This is a genomic window from Rhodococcus sp. IEGM 1372, from assembly GCF_030056835.1.
Lineage (GTDB): Bacteria > Actinomycetota > Actinomycetes > Mycobacteriales > Mycobacteriaceae > Rhodococcoides.
Genome location: NZ_JASHKS010000008.1, coordinates 40,085 through 56,827 on the forward strand (window position 1 = coordinate 40,085; position 16,743 = coordinate 56,827).

General features: G+C 63.8%; 18 protein-coding genes and 4 tRNA genes. 8 read left to right on the forward strand and 14 right to left on the reverse strand.

What is annotated here, in order from left to right:
- Window positions 1-27: 27 nt before the first annotated feature.
- The 4 genes from dusB to QM590_RS10295 form a co-directional block, all read right to left on the reverse strand.
- The gene (gene dusB, locus QM590_RS10280; RefSeq protein WP_269594799.1) at window positions 28-1,167 is read right to left on the reverse strand and encodes a tRNA dihydrouridine synthase DusB; all 1,140 of its coding nucleotides are present in this window, start codon (window positions 1,165-1,167) and stop codon (window positions 28-30) included.
- 136 nt (window positions 1,168-1,303) lie between these two features.
- On the reverse strand, window positions 1,304-2,260 hold the full coding sequence (locus QM590_RS10285) for an acyl-ACP desaturase (protein ID WP_068283329.1): 957 nt from the start codon (window positions 2,258-2,260) through the stop codon (window positions 1,304-1,306).
- A 519-nt stretch (window positions 2,261-2,779) separates the two neighbouring features.
- Window positions 2,780-3,121, reverse strand: coding sequence for a helix-turn-helix domain-containing protein (locus tag QM590_RS10290; RefSeq protein ID WP_269594800.1), 342 nt, complete (start codon window positions 3,119-3,121; stop codon window positions 2,780-2,782).
- Window positions 3,122-3,138: 17 nt separating this feature from the next.
- Window positions 3,139-3,474: a type II toxin-antitoxin system RelE/ParE family toxin gene (locus QM590_RS10295; RefSeq protein ID WP_269594801.1), complete on the reverse strand. Its 336-nt coding sequence runs from the start codon at window positions 3,472-3,474 to the stop codon at window positions 3,139-3,141.
- A gap of 107 nt (window positions 3,475-3,581) precedes the next feature.
- Here QM590_RS10295 and QM590_RS10300 point away from each other — a divergent pair, with 107 nt between their 5' ends.
- Complete coding sequence (locus tag QM590_RS10300) at window positions 3,582-3,767, forward strand: helix-turn-helix transcriptional regulator (RefSeq protein WP_269594802.1); 186 nt, start codon at window positions 3,582-3,584, stop codon at window positions 3,765-3,767.
- 185 nt (window positions 3,768-3,952) lie between these two features.
- On the opposite strand, the gene QM590_RS10305 is transcribed toward QM590_RS10300, so the two are convergent.
- Both QM590_RS10305 and QM590_RS10310 read right to left on the reverse strand, forming a co-directional pair.
- Window positions 3,953-4,028, reverse strand: a tRNA-Lys gene (locus tag QM590_RS10305).
- 69 nt (window positions 4,029-4,097) lie between these two features.
- On the reverse strand, window positions 4,098-5,351 hold the full coding sequence (locus tag QM590_RS10310) for a lipase family protein (protein WP_269594803.1): 1,254 nt from the start codon (window positions 5,349-5,351) through the stop codon (window positions 4,098-4,100).
- 619 nt (window positions 5,352-5,970) lie between these two features.
- On the opposite strand from QM590_RS10310, the gene QM590_RS10315 reads away from it, so the two are divergent.
- The 6 genes from QM590_RS10315 (at window position 5,971) to QM590_RS10340 (ending at window position 8,183) form a co-directional block, all read left to right on the forward strand.
- Window positions 5,971-6,639, forward strand: a complete 669-nt coding sequence (locus QM590_RS10315) for a TetR family transcriptional regulator (RefSeq protein WP_068047934.1) — start codon at window positions 5,971-5,973, stop codon at window positions 6,637-6,639.
- Between the two features lie 79 nt (window positions 6,640-6,718).
- Window positions 6,719-6,791: transfer RNA gene (locus QM590_RS10320), tRNA-Glu, on the forward strand.
- 124 nt (window positions 6,792-6,915) lie between these two features.
- A tRNA-Asp gene (locus tag QM590_RS10325) sits at window positions 6,916-6,989 on the forward strand.
- Window positions 6,990-7,045: 56 nt separating this feature from the next.
- Window positions 7,046-7,122 (forward strand) — tRNA-Phe (locus tag QM590_RS10330).
- A 99-nt stretch (window positions 7,123-7,221) separates the two neighbouring features.
- Window positions 7,222-7,797, forward strand: coding sequence for a DUF6584 family protein (locus QM590_RS10335; RefSeq protein WP_094671531.1), 576 nt, complete (start codon window positions 7,222-7,224; stop codon window positions 7,795-7,797).
- An 83-nt stretch (window positions 7,798-7,880) separates the two neighbouring features.
- Complete coding sequence (locus QM590_RS10340) at window positions 7,881-8,183, forward strand: hypothetical protein (RefSeq protein WP_149405017.1); 303 nt, start codon at window positions 7,881-7,883, stop codon at window positions 8,181-8,183.
- A gap of 13 nt (window positions 8,184-8,196) precedes the next feature.
- On the opposite strand, the gene QM590_RS10345 is transcribed toward QM590_RS10340, so the two are convergent.
- Together QM590_RS10345 and QM590_RS10350 are read right to left on the reverse strand one after the other, a co-directional pair.
- Entirely contained in the window at window positions 8,197-8,496 is a 300-nt protein-coding gene (locus tag QM590_RS10345; RefSeq protein WP_143536687.1) for an ANTAR domain-containing protein, read from the reverse strand.
- Window positions 8,497-8,586: 90 nt separating this feature from the next.
- A complete protein-coding gene (locus QM590_RS10350) occupies window positions 8,587-9,171 on the reverse strand; it encodes a helix-turn-helix domain-containing protein (protein ID WP_149405019.1) in 585 nt (194 codons plus the stop codon).
- Window positions 9,172-9,304: 133 nt separating this feature from the next.
- Here QM590_RS10350 and QM590_RS10355 point away from each other — a divergent pair, with 133 nt between their 5' ends.
- Window positions 9,305-10,396: a hypothetical protein gene (locus QM590_RS10355; protein WP_269594804.1), complete on the forward strand. Its 1,092-nt coding sequence runs from the start codon at window positions 9,305-9,307 to the stop codon at window positions 10,394-10,396.
- On the opposite strand, the gene QM590_RS10360 is transcribed toward QM590_RS10355, so the two are convergent.
- The 6 genes from QM590_RS10360 to metE form a co-directional block, all read right to left on the reverse strand.
- Window positions 10,323-11,240: a pseudouridine synthase gene (locus QM590_RS10360; protein ID WP_269594805.1), complete on the reverse strand. Its 918-nt coding sequence runs from the start codon at window positions 11,238-11,240 to the stop codon at window positions 10,323-10,325. The genes QM590_RS10355 and QM590_RS10360 overlap by 74 nt on opposite strands.
- Window positions 11,241-11,329: 89 nt before the next feature.
- Complete coding sequence (locus tag QM590_RS10365; RefSeq protein ID WP_269594806.1) at window positions 11,330-12,325, reverse strand: NADP-dependent oxidoreductase; 996 nt, start codon at window positions 12,323-12,325, stop codon at window positions 11,330-11,332.
- Window positions 12,326-12,334: 9 nt separating this feature from the next.
- Window positions 12,335-12,760: an organic hydroperoxide resistance protein gene (locus QM590_RS10370; RefSeq protein ID WP_027495882.1), complete on the reverse strand. Its 426-nt coding sequence runs from the start codon at window positions 12,758-12,760 to the stop codon at window positions 12,335-12,337.
- The gene (locus QM590_RS10375; RefSeq protein ID WP_269594807.1) at window positions 12,757-13,215 is read right to left on the reverse strand and encodes a MarR family winged helix-turn-helix transcriptional regulator; all 459 of its coding nucleotides are present in this window, start codon (window positions 13,213-13,215) and stop codon (window positions 12,757-12,759) included. The genes QM590_RS10370 and QM590_RS10375 overlap by 4 nt, the downstream gene beginning before the upstream one ends.
- Before the next feature lie 97 nt (window positions 13,216-13,312).
- Window positions 13,313-14,356 carry an ABC transporter substrate-binding protein gene (locus QM590_RS10380; protein WP_269594808.1) on the reverse strand — a complete coding sequence of 348 codons (1,044 nt, stop codon included), beginning with the start codon at window positions 14,354-14,356 and terminating at the stop codon, window positions 13,313-13,315.
- A 106-nt stretch (window positions 14,357-14,462) separates the two neighbouring features.
- The gene (gene metE, locus QM590_RS10385; RefSeq protein ID WP_269594809.1) at window positions 14,463-16,718 is read right to left on the reverse strand and encodes a 5-methyltetrahydropteroyltriglutamate--homocysteine S-methyltransferase; all 2,256 of its coding nucleotides are present in this window, start codon (window positions 16,716-16,718) and stop codon (window positions 14,463-14,465) included.
- Window positions 16,719-16,743 lie beyond the last annotated feature (25 nt).

Below are 16,743 nucleotides of genomic sequence, written 5' to 3' on the forward strand. Positions count from 1 at the left end.
CGAGGTGGGCGGCTGGTCAGGTGCGAATCAGCCGCCGGAATGCATCAGGTCGGCACCGGCGGGGACGCAGACGTCCTCGGGATCGTCGAGCCAACCGTCGGGCAGCGACACCGCGCCCGGTGAGCCCTGTCGACCACGGGGGCCTTCGGCGTCCTTGGGAAACGGAACGGTCGGATCGAGTTGCGCCAGAAGGTCGTCCAGCTCGGTCAGGGTCGAGACCAATGCCATCGAGACCCGGAGGTCGGATCCGGCCGGGAATCCGCGCAGGTACCAGGAGACGTGCTTGCGTAGTTCTCGCAGGCCCTTCTTCTCGCCGTGATGCTGGGCAAGCAACTCGGCATGCCGAGCGATGATGGTGGCCACCTCGCCGAGGGTGGGTGGAGTGGGTTCGGGCCGACCGTTGAGGCGGGCGCTGAGTTCGGCGAACAGCCAGGGCCGACCGAGGCAACCCCGCCCGACGACGACGCCGTCGCACCCGGTCTCCGCCATCATGCGGACCGCGTCGGACGCGGAGAAGATGTCGCCGTTGCCCAGGACCGGGATGCCGGAGACATGTTCCTTGAGTCGAGCGATCTCGTTCCAGTCGGCGGTTCCGGAGTAACGCTGCGAGGCGGTTCGGGCGTGCAGAGCCACCGCCGCTGCGCCCTCGCCTGCGGCGATCCGTCCTGCATCGAGATGAGTGTGGTGGTTCTCGTCGATGCCGACGCGGAACTTGACGGTGACGGGAATGTGGGTGCCCTCGGTTGCCTTGACGGCAGCAGCGACTATGCGGCCGAACAGGTTTCGCTTGTAGGGCAGTGCGGCACCACCGCCTTTTCGGGTGACCTTCGGAACCGGGCAGCCGAAGTTCATGTCTATGTGGTCGGCCAGATCGTCGTCGACGATCATCTTCGCGGCGGCGTACGTGGTGTCCGGATCGACGGTGTAGAGCTGCAGCGACCGTGGAGTTTCGGTGGGGCCGAACGTCGTCATGTGCATCGTGGCCGGCTGCCGTTCGACGAGCGCTCGCGCTGTGACCATCTCGCAGACGTACAGACCCGAGGTGCTACCGGCCCGCTTCAACTCCTGCTCCCGGCACAGGGTGCGGAACGCCACGTTGGTGACGCCGGCCATCGGTGCGAGGACAACGGGGCTGCGCAACTCCAGCGAGCCGATCTGCAGTGTCATGAGGGAAGCCTTTGGAACGGAGGGAACGTGATCATGGTGACATCGGTGGGCCGGGGACAGCGGTCGGAAGACAGAAGCCGGAAAACAGTGGTGCCCGGCACCGAAGTCGGTACCGGGCACACCAGCCGATCTGAGCTTACGACGCGCGTGCTTCGGCCTTCGCGCGTTCGCGGGCGAGGGAGCGATCGCGCATTTCCTCGAACTTGGTGGCCTGCCGCTCGAGGTCTTCGAGGAACGCGGCGAGTTCTTCGCGCTTGTTCTCCCCGCGTGCGGTGAAGTCGTTGCGCTCGAAGACGCTCCACTTGCGCAGGACCGGCCAGACGACGTCCTCGAGGTGCTGACGCAGGTCGTAGATGCCGTGCTTGGCCATCAGCACACCGTTGCGGCGGAAGTTCGGCATCCCGGCACCGGGCATGACGAAGTTCGTCACGATGTCGGAGACCGCGTCGAGGGTCTGGTCGGGAGCGATGTCCATCGCTGCGCCGGTGATGTTTCGGTAGAAGATCATGTGCAGGTTCTCGTCGGCGGCGATGCGCTGGAGCATCCGGTCGGCGATCGGATCGTCGCAGACCTTGCCGGTGTTGCGGTGTGAGACGCGGGTGGCGAGTTCCTGGAAGGTCACGTAGGCGACCGAGTGCAGCAGACCCGTCTGTGATCCTGCCGGTGAGGCGAACCCGTTGGTCATGTGGATCATGCGGGCTTCTTCGAGGGCGACGGGATCGACGCCGCGGGTGACGACGAGGTAGTCGCGCATGACGATGCCGTGGCGGTTCTCCTCGGCGGTCCAGCGGCCGACCCAGGTTCCCCAGGCACCGTCCTGGGAGAAGTTCTCGGCGATCTCACGGTGGTAGGACGGCAGGTTGTCCTCGGTGAGCAGGTTGGTGATCATCGCGGCCTGTGCGACGTCGGAGAGTTTGGACTGCTCCGGGTCGTAGTCCTGGCCGCCGAGTGCGGCGAAGTTGCGACCTTCGTCCCACGGGACGTAGTCGTGAGGGTGCCACTCCCGCGCCATCGAGATGTGACGGTTCACATTGTCCTCGGCAGTGGGCACCAGCTCTTGCAGAAGCTCGAGCTGTGTCAGATCCCTCGCCATTAGATCGCCTCCATAGATTGCGTACGACCGGTCCAGCTTACGGCACCGTAGGTTCGGTGTGAACCGTGTCGAGCCTGTTCACTTGCTGTTCCGGCGGTCGTGATGTTCGGTGTCGATCGACGCGATGTGCCCCCGGAGCGTCGATCCTCCGACCGGCTTCCGCGAGTTCACGACCGCTGCAGTTCCCCCTGCACGTCGCTCGGCCTCGGCCGATCGTTACGTCCGAGTGTACGTTCCGGACAGGTGTGATCACTGTTACCAGGACGGTGTGTGGTGTCCCCAGTAGGACTCGAACCTACGACCTGCGGATTAAAAGTCAGAACGAGTCCGTGACACCTGATGACGGTGAAACCCAGTGAGTGACAGTCAGTCCTGTTCGACGGACCTCCGTGCCATCGGTTGGTGACGGCTGGTTGCGTGGTCACACGGTTCCTCTGTGACCACTTCGAAGCCACCGAACGATGGCACGAAAATGCCCCCCTCCACTGGTGGGAGGGGGGCATGCAATTGAAGGGTGCGTCAGACGAGTTGGCAGTCCGTTTTCGACACACCCTCTGTCGAGGTGGCGTCTGTCGAGGCCTGTACAGCGTCGATATTCACCGAGACCGTCAGGCCGACCGTTCCCGCCATGTTGATCAGGTTGTCGACCGAGAATCGATCGATTTTGCCTGTCTTCAGATCTGATATCCGGGGCTGGGTTACTCCCAGGTTTCTTGCTGCGACCGTCTGCGACCAGCCGAACTCGTCGATGCGCTCTTTGATCTTGATCATCAGAGCGGAGCGCACCTTGAGGTTCTCGGCTTCGGCCGGCGTATCGGACAACGCGTCCCACACACTTGCGAACCTCTGTGATTCCGACATCGTTTGTACTCTCCTCATCACTGTCCCGAACCCAAGGTCTCCAGCGCGATCTTGTATCGCGCCTGACCGATCTTGATGTCCTTCTGGGATGTCTGGTTCGTCTTCTTCTGAAACGCATGAAGAACAACGATTGTGTCGCCAATCTTGGTGACATAGAACACTCGGAACCAACCATCGTTGGCGTCGATGACCAACTCTTGGCAACCTTGACCTACTGTGCCCATGGGCTTGGCCCCGACGGGTCTACCGCCTCGTTGCAGTAGATCGATTTGATAGCCCGCTTGCTGGCGTGCTTCGTCCGGGAAGTCCCTCAGGTCATCGAGGGCCTTGCCGATGAAGTCGACCTCTTTCACGTATCCCGTCGCTTGCTCACCCTGTCACTATACAAACTTTTATATGGTCTGGGTACCGAGTTGCGTTACAGCTTGCTCACGAACATCGGGGCTGATCTGCTCTCAAAATGAGCGCGAATCCGCGTCTGATGAACGTTCACGAACTTGCCGCTGAGCTGGGTGTTGCGGTGGGGACTATTCACAATAACCGGCATACGCACCCGCTGTATTCCAAGGCGATCAAGCTCGGCCCCGCAAACTTGCCGCTGAAGTGGCGACGGACCGACGTCGACGCCTACCTCGACAGCCTCTGAAAACGATGAATCCCTACCGCAGGAGTGCCCGGTAGGGGATTCGTCGCGGAAGCGGCCGCTGGGTTGGTGCCTCGCGCGGGCCGTGACCAGGGGTTACGTCAGGGTCTTCATGACCATTCGGTGACCACTTCGGGTGATTCTGAGGCTCCCGATACTGCGTCTGACCAGGAATTACCTGGTCAAGATGGTGCCCCCAGTAGGACTCGAACCTACGACCTGCGGATTAAAAGTCCGTAGCTCTACCAACTGAGCTATAGGGGCGCGGCTCGAAAGTGTAATGGGCCGCGCGGTGCCGACGGGCAGTACCCCCGGCACTGGTGTCGACCGGGGTCAGCGTCCGAAGCTGCTGCATCCGCTCGGCACCGGAATGCCGGCCAGTCGGTCGTCGATCCAGGCGTACGCGCCCGGGATGCCGCTGAACGCGACGATCAGGTGCTCGCCGAGATACTCCTCCAGTCTGACGTTCGCACCCTGCGCGCACCACTCGTCGTAGAGGGTCTCGGCTCCCTGTCGTGGAATCCAGAACTCCTGTTGTCCCTGGTAGATCATCGTGGGGATGGTGGGGGCGAGGTCGCCGCCGAGGCGGGTCGCGGCGATGACGCTCTCGGCGATCTCGGTGCGATCGACGTCGGGGATGTCCGAGAGCGCCTGCGCGGGGATCGGGGCCACCAGTCCACCGGGGGCGAGCAGGCTGACGCACATATCCTTGGCGACGGTGGCCAGGCGCAGTCCGTTGGCGTTCATCAGCGAGAACAGTTCGGGGTACTCGCGGGCCACTCCGAGTGCTGCGGACAGGAAAAGCGTCGATGCCGCAGTTCCGTTTATCGACGTCAGCAGAATCCGGTAATCGGTCGGCGGACCACCGAACGCCGCGCCGACCAGATTGACGTCGGGCGCGTACGAGGGGGCCACTTGCGCCGCCCATCCTGTGGCGATCGCCCCACCCGAATACCCCGTGACAGCGATGGGAGACGACGCGGGCAAACCGAGCTCGGGTAGCCGGACCATCGCTCGGAGGGCATCGAGTACCGCGTGCGCGGCCATGCGTCCGGCGGCGTACGCCTGCCGTGGCCCCTCGTGATCGGTGACGACGACGGCGTAGTTCTTGGCCAGGAAGGCCTGCACTGCCGGGATCTCCCGGGCCAACCCGCGCGGGAGCAGCCAGGACGGTGCGCACGTGTTGCCGAGTGAGTTGATGGCCATGTTGTACGCCACGACGGGCCGGCTTCCGGACCCTGTCCACGGTGCGGTCGGCACGATCACGGTGGTGGCCGCAGCAACGGGCCGGTCCTTGGAGTCGTTGGTACGAAACAGGATCTGAGTCGACGTGACCGGCGTGAACAGCGGCCCGACGGTCACCTGTCGGGTTGCCAGCACCGACCCGGGAGGTCGTTGTTCGTAGCCTGCGGGCGGATCGAACCAGGGCTCGCCGAGTGGTGTGGGTAGGTAGAGAGCTGGATCGGCGACGGGTGCCACGAAGTTGCCCAGAGGGTCGGCGGTCGCCGTTCCGGTCGTCGAGAGCGTGAGCACGGCCACCGCGATCACCGTCGTGATGGAACGAAATGCGCAGATCGATACCTTCATGGCATTCACTCGTCTCGAATCGGCCGATCTCCCCCTGTGGTGTATTTCACAGTAAGTCAGCGCAGGCGCCAGCTCGGTCGAAGACCGTGAACGTGTCGGAAACGTTACCGAGCGGTCTTTCTCATATCGATTACCGTGCAATCGATTTGACCGAATGTGCTCGGCACCTACGACGTATTCGTTTGTTGGGCAGTAGATTTGAAATGCTAACGAGCAAGGCGAAGCAGTTGGCGCTCGAGATCCGTTACCGTGAAATGTAATTCGGTTTTTAACCGAAAGTTGTCCGTGCTCCCGGAGCGGCGTGGGCGACGCGTCGACCGTTCGGTTCGTGGGGAACGGACGGTGTCTCGGGCACCGCCGAAAGCGACTGGGTCGGCGTGTGGTTCGGCGCGGGGAGGGGCGCAGAAGTGCGGCTCGAGTGCGCACCCCCTGCAGCGCACTCGAGCCGCGCAGATCATTCCATTCGGCTTGTTTCGGTTGCCTAACCGATTTTTCTGTCGGGTGTATGTGTCGAAGCGAACCGTAGGTGAGTCGACTCGCATGTCGTTCGGGTGAAGTACTCTCTATCTGTACTACCTGCGGATACGCAGGGCGCTTGGGGCTCGGAGGCACGGAATACATGGCACAACAAGAGCGCGCACGGCGGACCCGGGCGGCCATCGTGGAGGCGGCGGCGGCGGAATTCGCCAAACGCGGATACGCAGCTGCATCCGTCAACACCATTTTGGAGGGCTCCAATGCCACCAAGGGCGCGATGTATTTCCATTTCCAGTCCAAGGAAGATCTGGCCCGGGCTGTGCTCGCTGCCGGACTGGATCGGTACGTCGCCATCACGGAGAAGTGGGCCGACACCACTGCGCATCCGTTCTACGTCATCCGCGGGATCGTGGACGACATCGCACAGAACTTCCAGAACGACGTGATCGTGCGCGCGGAGTTCCGGCTGATAGTCGAGCCGGAGTTCTACGCGGAGGTCCATTCGGGCGGCGGTCGAGTCTGGGGCGCTCAGGGGCTCGCGCAGGCCGAGCGTGCTCTGGCGATGGGTGACCTGAAGCCGGAGTTCGACGCGACCAAGTTCGTGCGAGTGCTCGCAGCGTCGATGGCGGGTCAGCGCTACATGTCGGATCTGGTGGCCGACAACGCAGATCTGCGCGAGCGGTTCGAAGAATCCGTCGAGGTCGTGCTGCTAGCGATGGCGTCGGAGCGTTGGCTCGCCGAGTTCAAACTGCACGGGTGGGATCACTACAGTGAAAACTGCGCAAAAACCGCCTCTGACCTGCCGGTTTGAGATTTACAGCGAAAGTGTCCTAAGCTATCCCAGCTCCCAACGGAACGCCGTTGAGGGTAACGTCGAAGCAGTTCGGCGGGCCCCCTTCGTCTAGCGGCCTAGGACGCCGCCCTTTCAAGGCGGTAGCGCGGGTTCGAATCCCGTAGGGGGTACGTAGGAAGAGATCGGTTTGACAACCCGGTCGGCAGTACAGCATTCTTCGTCTCGCTCTCCGCGAGGTGCGGATTTGCAGTTCGGAGAGTTTCTACGCTAGAAATAGCGCGGCAACAACAGCAAGGCCCTGTGGCGCAGTTGGTTAGCGCGCCGCCCTGTCACGGCGGAGGTCGCGGGTTCGAGTCCCGTCAGGGTCGCAACATCGATACGAGAGTATCGGCATTGCGATGGCATTGTAGTACCGGTGCCGCCCGGCCAGGTAGCTCAGTTGGTACGAGCGTCCGCCTGAAAAGCGGAAGGTCGCCGGTTCGATCCCGGCCCTGGCCACCACGGTGTGGATCGACGAGCACATGTATCGACAAGCACGATGAATGCCCCTTCCGGTACTCCGGCAGGGGCTTTTTCGCGTCCACGAGTTATTGTCGACGCGTGGACGTGATCGATCGAGCGCAGGAGGATCTGGCGCGCGGAGACAGCATCGCTGCCAGGGATCGACTGGTCGGCGCATTGGTCCGAAACCCGACATCGCCCGGCATTCTCGAATTGCTCGCGTACACGTATCTGGTACTCGGCGATCGTGCGGCGGCCGGAGCGGCATGGTTTCTCACCGACAAGTCCGACGACGATCCGACGGCGTCCGCTGCGTTCGCCGCACTGGAGAAGCAGTACAGATCGCCTCTGATGATGGCGCGGGCCCTGCCCATCCACGCGCCGTCCGATTGGTACCCCACCCGTGCTCGGATTCGGCTCGAACGGCTCGGGGCCGCGATCGAAGCCAACGGACAACAGTGGGTGCCGCCGCGAGACGTCGTCTATTTCGACGAGGACGGGCTGAACTCGGACGACTTCTACGACTCCGATCTCGATGCCGACGATGACGACTTCGCCGGTGCTCGTGCGGGGGCGAGCTACCGCACGGTGCGACAGCGAGCCATAGCGGCGACCATCGTGATCGCTATCGCCGCCACCTCGGCGTCCGTGGTCCTGGCACTCGTCTTCGGCTGACACCGGTTCACGAACGAAGCGTTCGACGCCGAGCGTAGAGTCGCGAAAGAATTTCCGGCCGACGATCGAGGGTGACGAGTTCCATGGGCACAGCGAACGGCGCGGCGTCACCGGCTCCGCGAGACGACAACTATGCCGTCAACCTCGAGCAGGCAAAGGTGTTCGCGAGAGGACTGGCCGAACACATCGAGACGTGTTCGGCCTCCATCGAACTGGCGCAGTCCAAGGCATTTCGAGCTCGCGCGGATCGCGCCGAATCCAAGGCCCGAGCATTCGAGTCCGAGGCGTCGGCGCTCAGGACCGAGCTGTACGAAATGTACCGACACATCGATGCGATGACGGCGCGCTTTCCCGAGCTGCGCAGCGATCCATCCGTTCGCGGCTGACTCCCGGGTTCGATCAGACAGCTGCGGAATCGGTGACCATACCGAAGGTCGTCTCCGCGCCTCGACGGCCGAGTGCCGAGCCCCACACCTCGTACACCGCATCGGTTGCGGAGGATCGCTCGATGTCGCGGCCCTCCGCGACGGTGATGAGTGTGCGAGAGAGCTCGAACAGACTGACCCGGTGATTTCTCGCGGTCGTGAACAGCTCGTCGATGGCGTCGGCGACGGAGCCGCCGTGGATCCCGATGAGCACGCCGGTTGCGATGTCCACGTGAGTACGAGATGCAGGCGATTCGGGCAGTCTGTCGGTCATCTTTTTCCTCGAGATGGTGTGGTCGGTGCGGATGACCGAAGCGGTTCCTGGGGTCGAACGGGCTTCACTGTCTCACACGGACATGACATTTCATACCGTCGGTTTCGCCCGCACGTGCATCCGCTCGCCCTGGGGTCCGAACAAGCTCAGAAGCTCGACCGGCCGGTCTCCGACGGCACCGAACCAGTGCGGCACACGAGTGTCGAATTCGGCTGCCTCACCGGCCTTCATCGTCAGATCGTGCTCGCCGAGAATCAGACGCAGGGTGCCGTCGAGGACGTAGAACCACTCGTACCCCTCGTGGGTTCGGGGACGCGGCTCCGAGCTCTCCGGGCGGATCAGAAGCTTGTACGCCTGCAGGCCGCCGGGACGCAGCGTCAGAGGAAGGATCGTCACATGTTCGCGAACGGTGGCCGTGGTGCGCACCCGAGGGTCCGCCACGGGAGGTGCAGTCACCAGATCGTCGAGTTTCATCTGATGGGCCCGAGCGATGGGCCACAGCAACTCGAGGCTGGGCTTGCGGTCACCGGACTCGAGCCGTGACAGTGTGCTGATCGAAATTCCCGTGGTGTCCGACAGCGACGCCAGGGTGGTGTTCTTCTCCATCCTGATGCGCTTGAGGCGGGGGCCGAGGCCTGCGATGACCTCGTCCAGACCCTTGTTCGTGTCGTCCATGACTCCATTGCAGTTTCGGCAACCCAGTTTGTCAACCCGGGAAACAGAGGCGACCGAAAACCGCCCGTGGGCGCGGCGGGCGGCACATAATCGATCGATGACGGGTCGTTCGGGGACCACATACCGCAGTGGCATGATTCGCGATGCTTACGGCAGCCCCGCATCCGAGGCATTCATGGTCGTGGCCATCGCGACCATTCTGATCACCAGGGCATACCTGGAGTTGACCCACTATCCCCAGGTAGGCGGAAAGTCGCTGCACATCGCTCATGCCCTGTACGGCGGAGCGGCGATGATGCTCGCGCTGCTGATCGGGTGGATGTTCATCGGGTTCGGCGTTCGGGTGTTCACCGTGCTGCTCGGTGGGATCGGATTCGGGTTGTTCCTCGACGAAGTCGGCAAATTCGTCACCAAGGACAACGACTATTTCTACGGACCCTCGTCGGAGATCATGTACGTCCTGGTGGTCCTGCTGTTGGTGTTCAGCAGGATCGTCCGGGAGTTCCGCCGGCCCTCGGTCGACGAATCGCTGGCCAATGCGGCTGCGATCGCCGCCGACGGCGTCGCGCACGGACTGCCCAAGCATCGGCGCGACTGGGCGCTACGAATGCTCGCGCGCGCCGAGGCCGAGGGGGCCGACGCGGACACCGTGGCCGGGATCAGACTGTTGCTCGGTCGCTGTCGTTCGTCGACGTCGCGGACCCACTCGCTGTGGAACTTCGTTCCTCGGCTGATCCCCGCCTTCTTCACCAGCCCCCGGTGGATTCCCGTCGTCGGCTGGGGACTGGTTCTGCTCTCCGGGGCCGGAGTGGTGTTCGGAATCGTCGAACTCGTGATCGGCGACCTGGACATCGATCGGCGCGACCTGACGATCGACATCGACGGCATGGGAATTGCCAGCGGGATCCTGTTCGTCAGTGCCTGTCTCACCTTCGCCACGGCGCTGCCGGCGATGCTGCGGTTACGCCCGGAAGGCCCGCTCTGGCCTCTGCGCATCCTCCGCGTGTCCGCGTTGATATTCACTCTTCTCAACGCCCTCGTGGACTTCGCTCAGGAAGGATTTGCCGCGCTGTTCAACGTTGCGATCGGATTGTTCGCGCTTGCAGTCATTTCGCATCGCATCACGGTCCGTACCGCCGAGATCGCCGACGTCACGGCCGAATCTGCTGCATCGCAGGTGGTTCGAGACTCCGATCGCTCTCGAATCGTCGAACCAGGCCGCTGAGCGGATCGACGAACTCGATCGAACGGGCCAACAGGCGGAGGGGGTCGGAGTAATCGTCGTCGGCGACATCGCGGAACGCCGGGTAGAAATTGTCGCCGACGATCGGAATTCCCAACGAGCACATGTGAACTCGAAGTTGGTGGGTCTTTCCGGTTCGCGGATGCAATCGGTACAGGCCGTGGGTTCCGCGCGTGTCGACGAGTTCCACGAAAGTGTCCGCGTTGGGCTCGCCGGGTACCTCACGAGCCTGAAGGACGCCGCGTTCCTTGATGATTCGGCTGCGTACGGTCAGCGGAAAGTCCAGGTCCTGGGCGAGTGGGGCGATGGCGTCGTACTGCTTGGTGATCGCGCGTTGAGCGAACAACTCCTGGTACGGCCGCCGAGCCTGCTGCCTGACGGTGAACACCAGAACACCGGCGGTGAGTCGGTCCAGGCGATGCGCCGGACTCAGTTCGGGCAGGTCGAATCGGCGTCGGAGCAGGACGAGGGCAGATCGCGCGACGTAGGCGCCGCGTGGGGTGGTGGCCAGGAAGTGCGGCTTGTCGACGACGAGCAGGTTCTCGTCCTGATGGACAACGTCGAGGGAGAACGGCACCGTCGGCTCCACGGGTGGATCGCGGTAGAGATAGATGTCCGATCGCGGTCTCGCGACCGTCGTCGAGTCGATGGGTACGCCTGCCGCGTCGACGATCTCGCCGCCGGCGACCTTCTCGGTCAGCCTCGCTGCGTCCTGGGGGAACCGGGCGCGCAGATGCTCGAGCACGGTCACCCCGGTTGCACTGTCCGGCATTCGCACCCGGGTGGGGTCGAGACCGTCGCGCAACGGCAGGGGAGCGGCGGGCATGCATCGACTCTAACCGCTCGAGCATGGAAACACCCCGGTCGGAAATTCCGACCGGGGTGTGGACTGCGGTAGAACCTTTCGGGTCCGACTCAGATGGTGACGACCATCTTGCCGGTGTTCTCACCCTTCATCAGTCCGATGAACGCAGAGGGAGCGTTCTCCAGACCGTCGACGACTGTCTCGTCGAATTCGATTGCGCCACTGTCCAACCACTGGGTCATCTTCGTGCGGAATTCCTCCGTGAGGTGCGCGTAGGAGCCGACGATGAAACCCTTGAGCGTCAGTTCCTTGCCGATGGCCAGCGCGAGATTGCGCGGCGCGGGCGTCGGCTCGGTGGAGTTGTACTGAGCGATGGCTCCGCACATGGCAATTCGGCCGTACTTGTTCATCGAACCGATGGCAGCTTCGAGATGCTCGCCGCCGACGTTGTCGAAGTACACATCGATGCCGTCCGGTGCCGCCTTGCGGAGCTGCTCGGCGACCGGGCCGTCGTGGTAGTCGAATGCCGCGTCGAAACCGAGCTCGAGCAAGCGAGCCACCTTGGCGGGGGAGCCCGCACTGCCGATGACCCGAGATGCGCCGAGCGCCTTGGCGATCTGGCCGACGAGCGATCCGACGGCACCGGCTGCGCCGGACACGAACACGACGTCGCCTTCCTTGAACGACGCGACCTCGGTCAGGCCTGCGTACGCCGTCGTGCCGGTCATTCCGAGTGCGCTGAGGTATGCCGAGGCCTTCGCGGCGCCGAGGTCGACCTTGCTTGCGCCCTTCGCCGGGACGACGGCGAGATCGCGCCAGCCCTTGCCGTGCAGAACGGCGTCGCCGACAGCGAAGCCCTCGGCCTTGGACTCGACGACCTCGCCGACAGCGCCGCCGTCGAGCGGAGCGTCGAGCTGGAACGGCGGGACGTAGGACTTGACGTCGTTCATCCGGCCGCGCATGTACGGATCGACCGACATCACGATGTTGCGGACGAGGATCTGCCCGTCGGCGAGTTCGGGAAGGTCTACGGCCTCCGCGCGAAAGTTGTCCTCCGTCGGCCAGCCTTGTGGGCGGGACGCGAGGTGAATTTCGTGTGCTTTCATGGTGTCTCCCTACTCGTCTTCGGTGACCGTGACGGTGACGTCGATGTTGCCGCGGGTGGCGTTGGAGTACGGGCACACCTGGTGGGCCTTGTCGGCCAATGCCTGTGCGTTCTCGCGGCTCAGGTTCGGCAGCGTCACTTCGAGGGTGACGGCGAGCTGGAAGCCGCCTGCGTCGTTGGGGCCGATGTCGACACGAGCGCCGACGGCCGAATCGGTGACGTCGGCCTTGTCCTGACGTGCCACCATCTGCAGTGCGGAGTGGAAGCATGCGGCGTAGCCGGCGGCGAAGAGCTGCTCGGGGTTGGTGCCGTTGCCGCTGCCGCCCATGGCCTCGGGGATGGCGAGATCGAGATCGAGCCGTCCGTCGGACGTGCGGGCGTGGCCGTTTCGGCCTTCACCGGTGGCCAGTGCCTCGGCGGTGTAGATCGTCTTCATGATGCTCCTTCTGTCTTGCCGGAATCGGTGTGATGCAGAGCGCTCGTCAATGCGTCGAGCGACTCCTTGAGTTTGACGAGATCGTCGACGTTCATGCCGGTCTTCTCGGCGAGCTTGCGTGGAATGTCGAGTGCCTTCGTGCGCATGGCACTTCCGGTCTCGGTCAGGTGGATCTCGACGCGACGTTCGTCGGTGCTCAGGCGTCGGCGCTCGATGAAACCGAGGCCTTCGAGCCGCTTGAGCATGGGCGACAGAGTGCCGGTGTCGAGATCGAGCTCGGCGCAGATGTCCTTGACGCCGCGCCCGTCCTGTTCCCACAGCACCAGCAGCACGAGGTACTGCGGGTACGTGACGCCGAGCTCGTCGAGCATCGGGCGATACACCGCGGTGGTAGCCCGCGAAGCGGAATACAACGCGAAGCACACCTGACGGTCGAGTGCGAGTTCGTTGGTCACTTTAAGAACAGTAGTGCACGGTTTAGTTGTGCGCAACCTACTTGTCCGATGTGAGCGGAACCTCGTAGCCTGCTACGAGATGCCGTGCACATGGGGGTCAGCTCTGCAGGGCGTTCTTCAGGCCGTCGAGCACGATGGTTGCCGCCGTCGGACCTGCGTTGAGGTACCACGGGTCGTCGTCGACTCGGACGATGTGGTTCTCGGTGGCCGCGCTCATGCCGGTCCACAGCGGGTTGGTGGTGTACGACGCGGCGCTCGAATCGGCATCGGCGTCCTGGCTGGAGACGAACACCCAGTCCGCGTTCGCCAGTTGGATTTCTTCCTCGCTGAAGTCCTGCGAGGTCTTGTCGAACTGCTGGCTTTCCGGTCGGGCCAGTCCGGCGTCCCAGGCGATGTAGCCCGCGAACGACGGGATGCCGAACACGCGTGCCCGGTCGGCGGTGAAGCGGACGAACGAGACCGTGGGCGCGCCACCGCTCGCGAACGAATCTCCCAGTGCCGCAGCATCGGAGGTGAAGGTGTCGACGAAGCTCTGTGCCTGCTCGGTACGGCCCAACGCGTCGGCGAGAAGCAGGAAGTCCTGTTTCCAGTTCACTCCGGTGCCCTCGGTGAGTACGGTCGGCGCGATGGTCGACAGCGTCGAGTAGATGTCCTCGGAGCCGGCCTCGTTCGCCAGGATGAGATCCGGTTCGATGGCGGCGATGGCCTCGATGTCGACCTCCTGCCGGTTGCCGACGTCGACGAACCGGTCCATCCGGTCCGCGTACTGCGGGAACGAGAAGCTGATGTAGTCCGGGACCAGAGCGGCACCGTCTCCGTAGGCGACTCCGGTGGGTACGACGCCCAGAGTGAGGGCCGCGTCGAGCTGACCGGTGGCGATGACGACGATCTTCTTCGGTTCGGCGGGGATCTCGGTGGAGCCGCCGAAGTGGCCGACCGTGCGGGGGAACACTCCGTCCGCGGCACCCGAACCCATGCCGTCGGGGATGCCGGTGGGGCCGGGAGCGTCCGAGGTGGCGTTGTCGGTTCCGGACGCAGCGCTGGTGGAGGGAGTGGCCGTCTGCTCGGCGGTGCCGCCGCAGGCAACGGTGGTCAGTGCGGTGACCGCGACGATCGTGGTGGCCAGGAGTAGACGTTTCACTTCGTTCTCTTTCACAGTCGGACGTAGGCAGGTAAGCCTAGCCTGTATCCGGCGACGCAGGTGAGCGGAACTTCGTAGCAGGGGTCGAGGTTCCGCTCACCCGGTGTCAGCGCAGCGCCACCGCCGCCTGCACCATGTTCGTCAGTGACCGTTCCACCTCGGCCGGCCCGCGGGTCTTGAGCCCGCAGTCGGGATTGACCCAGAGTCGTTCGGCTGGAACCGCTTTCAGTGCCGCCTGCAGTGACTCGGTGATCTCGTCGACACTCGGCACCCGCGGTGAGTGGATGTCGTACACGCCGGGGCCGACGCCGAGGTCGAAGCCGACGGAGTTCAGATCGTCGAGTACCTCCATGTGTGAGCGGGCCGCCTCGATCGACGTCACGTCCGCGTCCAGGGCGACGATCGCGTCGATGATCTCACCGAACTCCGAGTAGCACAGATGTGTGTGAATCTGTGTGTCGTCGGCGACACCGGAGGTCGAGATCTTGAACGACCGCACTGCCCATTCCAGGTACGCCGCTGTATCTTTCGCACGCAGCGGTAGCAGTTCGCGAAGGGCAGGTTCGTCCACCTGGACGATGCGTATGCCCGCTGCCTCCAGATCGATCGTCTCGTCCCGAATCGCCAGTGCGATCTGGGCTGCGGACTCTTCCAACGGTCGGTCGTCTCGGACGAACGACCACGCCAGAATCGTCACCGGGCCGGTCAGCATGCCTTTGACCGGCTTGTCGGTGAGGGACTGGGCATACTCCGACCACTGCACGGTCATGGGCTCGGGACGCGAGACGTCGCCGTACAGAATCGGCGGCCGAACGCATCGAGTTCCGTACGACTGGACCCAGCCGTTCGACGTCGCTGCGAAGCCGCTGAGTCGTTCGGCGAAATACTGCACCATGTCGTTTCGCTCGGGCTCGCCGTGCACCAGCACGTCGAGTCCGATCTTCTCCTGCAGTGCAACGACATCGGCGATCTCGGACCGCATCCGGGATGCGTATTCGGCATCGTCGATCGCGCCCGTTCGCAGCTCTGCCCGAGCACGTCGTATCTGCGTCGTCTGCGGATACGAGCCGATGGTGGTCGTCGGCAACGACGGCAGGTCCAGCCGCTCGGCCTGTGCTCGACGACGTTCCTCGGCCGGAGTGCGGTCGACGGAGACACCCGCCTCCATGCGTGCTCGGATTGCCGAGTCGTGCAGGCGCGGGTCGGTGCGACGGGTCTGGAGCGCATTGCGGGCCTGCTCGAGCTCGGACGACACCGATTCGGTCCCGTCTCGCAGCGCTCGGGCGAGGAGTGTCACCTCGGCGACTTTCTCGGCACCGAACGCCAACCAGGATCGGAGCGGATCGACGATGTCGGTCTCTGCGTCGAGGGTGTACGGAACATGCAGCAGCGAGCACGAACTCGACACCGCAAGCGTGCCGGCACTGCCCAACAGGCTCGCCAACGTTGCCAGTGCCTTGTCGAGATCCGTCCGCCAGATGTTGCGACCGTCGACGATGCCCGCGACTATGTGCTTGCCCGCCAGCGCAGGTACCACGGCAATCTGCTCGACGGTGCCCGGCACCGTCAGATCGATCGAGAATCCCTCGACTCCGGTCGATGCGAGCACGGGCAGCGCAGCGCCGAGGTCGCCGAAGTACGACGCCAGCACTATGGCCGGCCTGGTCGATACTGCGCTCAGAAAGTCGTAGGCCTTCTTCGCGGATTCGATCTCGCTCTGGGTGCGATCGGCCACGAGCGCAGGTTCGTCGATCTGGACCCACTCCGCTCCGGCATCGGCGAGTGTCGTCAGCAGCTCCGCATACAGCGGCAGGATCTCGTCGAGGCGGTCCAGCAGAGGGGCGCTGCCGCCGACTGCCTTGGACAGGAGCAGGAACGTGATCGGTCCGATGATCACCGGTCGGGCCGAAATGCCGAGTGCCACAGCCCCCTTCAGATCGTCCACCACCTTCTCCGAGTGCAGGGAGAAGGTGGTGTCGGGGGAGATCTCCGGGACGAGATAGTGGTAGTTGGTGTCGAACCACTTGGTCATCTCGAGCGGTGCGACGGTGTCGGTGCCGCGGGCTGCCGCGAAGTACCGGTCCAGGTCGGTGCCCAGTCCCATCACTCGCGGTGGCAGCGCTCCGAGAAGCACGGCTGTGTCGAGCATGTGGTCGTAGTACGAAAAGGTGTTCACCGGAACGGAATCGACCCCGGCGGCAGCGAGTTCTCGCCAGGTGTTCTCGCGCAATGTCCGCGCGACGGCTTCGAGTCCGACGGCGTCGAGCCCTCCGGCCCAGTAGTTTTCGACGGCTTTCTTCAGTTCTCGGTTCGGTCCGATACGGGCCGAGCCGAGCACGGTGGCAGTGAATTCGATACTCACGGTTGGTCTCCAGGTGACTGCTGCA